The sequence below is a fragment of the Actinoplanes sp. NPDC024001 genome (assembly GCF_040638955.1).
In the GTDB taxonomy this organism is placed as follows: domain Bacteria; phylum Actinomycetota; class Actinomycetes; order Mycobacteriales; family Micromonosporaceae; genus Actinoplanes.
In genome coordinates, this window is record NZ_JBEZZB010000323.1 from 1 (window position 1) to 4,086 (window position 4,086).

Below are 4,086 nucleotides of genomic sequence, written 5' to 3' on the forward strand. Positions count from 1 at the left end.
GTTCCACGCCGTCCGGACCGGGTGAGATCGATTACGGGCGCAGCAGGAGCCGGGCCCGGCCGCGAAAGGAGAGGGCCCGATCACCGCGGCCCAGCCGGCGACGCGGGTGCTGTCGGCGCCGGCCATCACGTCGTCCACCAGCCGCCCGAGCACCCACGGCGAGACCAGCCCGGTGGCCGCGGCCGCCACCAGCAGCGCCAGCGCGGCGGCGCTCAGGCCGGGCAGCCGGGCGAACTCACCCCGGATCGCGGCCCAGGTCTCCGCGGGCGTTGCGGTCGGCAACAGCGTCCGCGCCGGCCCGCCCACGCCGGGCCCGTCTTGCTCGCGCGCGTCGTGTGCTGGCGCCGGCCCGCCCACGCCGGGCCCGTCTTGTTCGGGCGCGTCGTGTGCTGGCGTCGGCCCGCTCATGCCGGGTCCGTCTTGTTCGGGTGCGGTGCGTGCTGGTGCCGGCTCGCTCATCGCAGCACCGCCTCCCGGTAGTGCGGGTCGGCCGCTACCAGCTGCTCGTGGGTGCCCTCGGCGGTGACCCGCCCGCCGTCGAGCACCACCACCCGGCCGGCCGCCCGCAGCAGCGCCGGGCTGCTGGTGACCACGACGGTGGCCAGCGGCGCCCGCCCGCGGGTGGCGGTGAGCCGCTCCGCGATCAGCGCCTCGGTGACCGCGTCCACCGCGGTCGTCGGGTCGTGCAGCACCAGCACCGGAGCGGCGGCCGCGACCGCCCGGGCCAGCGCCACCCGCTGCCGCTGCCCGCCGGACAGGTTGGCGCCGCGTTCCACCAGCACCTGGTCGAGCCCGTCCGGATGGGTCTCCAGCACGTCCTCGGCCGCGGCCACCCGCACCGCCGCCAGCAGCGTCTCGTCGTCGTCGGAGGCCGAGCCCGCCGCCAGGTTGCCGCGCAGCGTCCCCTCGAACAGGGTCACGTCGTGCCGCTCGACCAGGACCACACCGCGGGACTCGGCCAGGCGCAGCGTCTCCGCCGGAACATCGTCGATCCGGATCCGCCCGCGATACTCCTCCCGCGGCACGGTTCCGGCGAGCACCGCGAGGAGGGCTTCCGCGTCGCGTGGGTCGTACGCCAGCACCCCCAGCACCTCACCCGCCGCCACCGTCAGGTCGAGGCCGGCCAGCGTGCCGTACCCGATCTCGTCCAGAACGAGCCGCAACGCAGCCGGCGGCGCGGCAGCGGCCTCGCCCGGCTGCACCGCCGGCGCCGCGTCCAGCACCCGGCTGACCCGGCCCGCCGACGCCCGGGAGGTCGCCCACTCCTGCAGGCACCAGCCGAGCGTCTGCACCGGCTCGGCGATGAACTGCGCCAGCCCGACCACCGCCACCAGCTCACCCACGGTGATCTCACCCCGCAGCGCGAGCCACCCGGCGACGCCGGTGTTGGCGGCCAGCAGCAGTCCGTTCACCGCGGTCGTCAGCCCCAGATACAGCCCCTTGGTGTTGGCCGCACGCAGCGTGTCGCTCAGGGCCCGCCGGCTGGCGCCGGCATAGCGCCCGGCCGCGTGATGTTGCGCGCCGATGCCGCGCAACACCCGCAGGCCGGCAACCAGATCCACCGCCATCGCGGTCGTCGCCGCCAGGGCCTCCTGCTGCGCGTCCGCCCGCCGGGTCAGCAACGGCGCAAGGCGCTGCAACCCCAGAAGAACCAGTGGTACGCCGGCCAGCACCCCGATCCCCAACGGCAGATTCACCACCAGGAGGGCGACGGCTGACACGCTGAGCGCGGTACAGGCCGCCGCGGCGATACTCGCCGCCCGAATCGCCTCCATGCTCCGATCCGCATCGGACGCGGCGATGCTCAACAGCTCCCCGTCCCGCAGCCCGGTCCGCTGCCCCCGCGGATCCAGCGCATGCCGGGCGATCCCCACCCGGGCGATGTGCGCCTCCCGCTCCGCCGCCCCGAACGAGATCTGCGCCCCGAACCGCCACGCCATCGCGAGCACGGTGAACAGCACCACGAGCCCGGCCAGCGAGTACAGCAGCGCCCCGGTGTCCGAGGTGGCCACCGCCCGGTCGATGACCACACCGATCGCCACCGGCACCATGGCTTCCGCGGCCTGATGCAGACAGAGCAGCGCGACCCCCGCCGCCAGCCGCCCCCGCTGCCGCCGCAGCGCCTGCTGGAGAAGCCCGCCGCTCATGCCGCGCGGGAAACGCTCAATCCGGCAACCCTCACGGACAGCGCTCCCCTCACCAGACCTCGCCGCCACCCGGCCGCCAAAAAGTAAGGACAGCCTACCCATCCCGCCTCTCTGTCCAACCAGCCACCATTCCCGTTCCCTCCCGGAACGGCTGTCCCCCAGTGCTGTCTCGCGCCCCGCAACTCAACCCTCACCGCCAGCCGCACCCCCCCCGGCTGACGCCGAGTGTTGCGTGCCGTCCCGCGCAGCAGTCCTGCCCGGTCAGCCGCGTACTCCGGCTGGCGCTGAGTGTTGCGTGCCGGCTTGCGTGGCCGCCCTGCCCGTCACCCACACGCCCCGGCTGGCGCTGAGTGTTGCGTGCCGGCTCGTGTAGCCGTCCTGGCCGTCAGCCGCACGCTCCGGCTGGCGCCGAGTGTTGTGTGCTGGCCGGAAATGCGGCACTCCCGGCCAGCGGTGTTGTTCGGCTGGCGCTGGGTGTTGTGTGCTGGCCGGAATTGCGGCACTCCCGGCCAGCGGTGTTGTTCGGCTGGCGCTGGGTGTTGTGTGCTGGCCGGAATTGCGGCACTCCCGGCCAGCGGTGTTGTCCGGCTGGCGCTGAGTGTTGTGTGCCGGCCGGAAATGCAGCACTGCGGGCCAGCTGTGCTGTCCGGCTGGTGCTGGGTGTTGTGTGCTGGCTCGTGAAGGAGCACTCGTCGTCAGCCGTGCTGCCCGGCTGGCGGCGGGGGATGGTGCGGAACGCGTTAGTTGGATATCCACAGGAGCCGCTTGTCCACAGAGGGGTGAGCGCGGTGTCGTCGAACGGCACACCCTGGTGCGATGGCCGTTCAACCGCACCTGCCCATCGCGTTGTCCCAGAAGCCGTTCCGAGGCTCGTCCGCGATCATGAACGGGCTGCTCACCAAAGGAATGCTCCGGGGCCGTCGATGGCGACGCCTGCTGCCAGACGTCTACGTCGACCGTGACACCGCACTCGATCACGGCCTGTGGTGCTCGGCTGTCGGCCTGGTGCTTCCAGACGACGCGGCGATCGGTGGACTCAGCGCCGCCTACCTCTGGGGGATCGACCTGTTGAGTCCTGCGGCACCGGTGTCGGTGGTCACGCCCAGAGATCGGCGGCTGAGCCGGGCTACTCGGATCTCGCCGCATTACACCGTCATCGGCGACGGGGATCTCACAGCGCAGGCCGGGCTGTCGGTTACGACGCCGGAGCGTACGGCGTTCGATCTGGGCCGGCGCCTCAACCGGAGCGCTGCTCTGGTGGTGATCGACGCGATGCTGCATGCGAAGGCGCTGAATATCGAGGCGGTCGGTGATCTGGCTCGGCAACGCCATTGGTGGCCGAACGTATCCCAGTTGAAGGAGGTGCTCTGCCTGGCGGACCCGCGAGCGGAGTCGCCGATGGAGACGCGCTTGCGGTTGGTGCTTCACGATGCGGGCGTGCCGCCGGGCATACCTCAGTTCGAGGTGCACGACGACCGGGGCATGCTCATCGGTCGTGTTGATCTGGCATGGCCTGCGGCGCGGCTCGCCATCGAATACGAGGGTGATCACCATCGCGAGCGTGATCAGTTCCGTCGTGACGTCGACCGGATCAACAGGCTTCGCATGGCGGGTTGGACGGTGCTGCGCTTCACCGCCGAGGACGTGTTACGTAAACCGCAGCTGACGGCCGCAATCGTGACCACCGAACTGGCTCGCCTTCACTGATCCCGTCCGATCCCTCAGCGAAGCCGCGAGCGTCATCAGCACCGACCGTCAGCCACCGGGGCGGGCTGCCCACCAGTGTCCTACAACGCGCATGCGGCCGTTGCTGGTCAGCCGCGCTTTGCGCTGGCGATGGGGTGTGGGCCTGCCCCGTTTTGACGGACATCCAAGATCAGGGGACCTGGGGTCTCCGGGAGGATGTCCAGCATCATGGAGAGTGTGGGAAAGAAGCGAT

General features: G+C 71.6%; 2 protein-coding genes and 1 pseudogene. 1 reads left to right on the forward strand and 2 read right to left on the reverse strand.

Annotated features, from left to right (window positions below):
- Together AB0F81_RS50580 and AB0F81_RS50585 are read right to left on the reverse strand one after the other, a co-directional pair.
- Window positions 1-282: pseudogene (locus AB0F81_RS50580) on the reverse strand (hypothetical protein); the annotation flags it as partial.
- A gap of 173 nt (window positions 283-455) precedes the next feature.
- Window positions 456-2,147, reverse strand: coding sequence for an ABC transporter ATP-binding protein (locus AB0F81_RS50585; protein ID WP_360211527.1), 1,692 nt, complete (start codon window positions 2,145-2,147; stop codon window positions 456-458).
- A gap of 816 nt (window positions 2,148-2,963) precedes the next feature.
- Between AB0F81_RS50585 and AB0F81_RS50590 the strand changes: the two genes are divergently transcribed.
- The gene (locus AB0F81_RS50590; RefSeq protein WP_360211529.1) at window positions 2,964-3,854 is read left to right on the forward strand and encodes a DUF559 domain-containing protein; all 891 of its coding nucleotides are present in this window, start codon (window positions 2,964-2,966) and stop codon (window positions 3,852-3,854) included.
- Window positions 3,855-4,086 lie beyond the last annotated feature (232 nt).

Excerpts from the sequence above, each read along its gene's own strand:
- AB0F81_RS50585 (WP_360211527.1), bottom strand. The coding sequence starts at position 2,147 with ATGAGCGGCGGGCTTCTCCAGCAGGCGCTGCGGCGGCAGCGGGGGCGG.
- AB0F81_RS50590 (WP_360211529.1), top strand. The coding sequence starts at position 2,964 with ATGGCCGTTCAACCGCACCTGCCCATCGCGTTGTCCCAGAAGCCGTTC.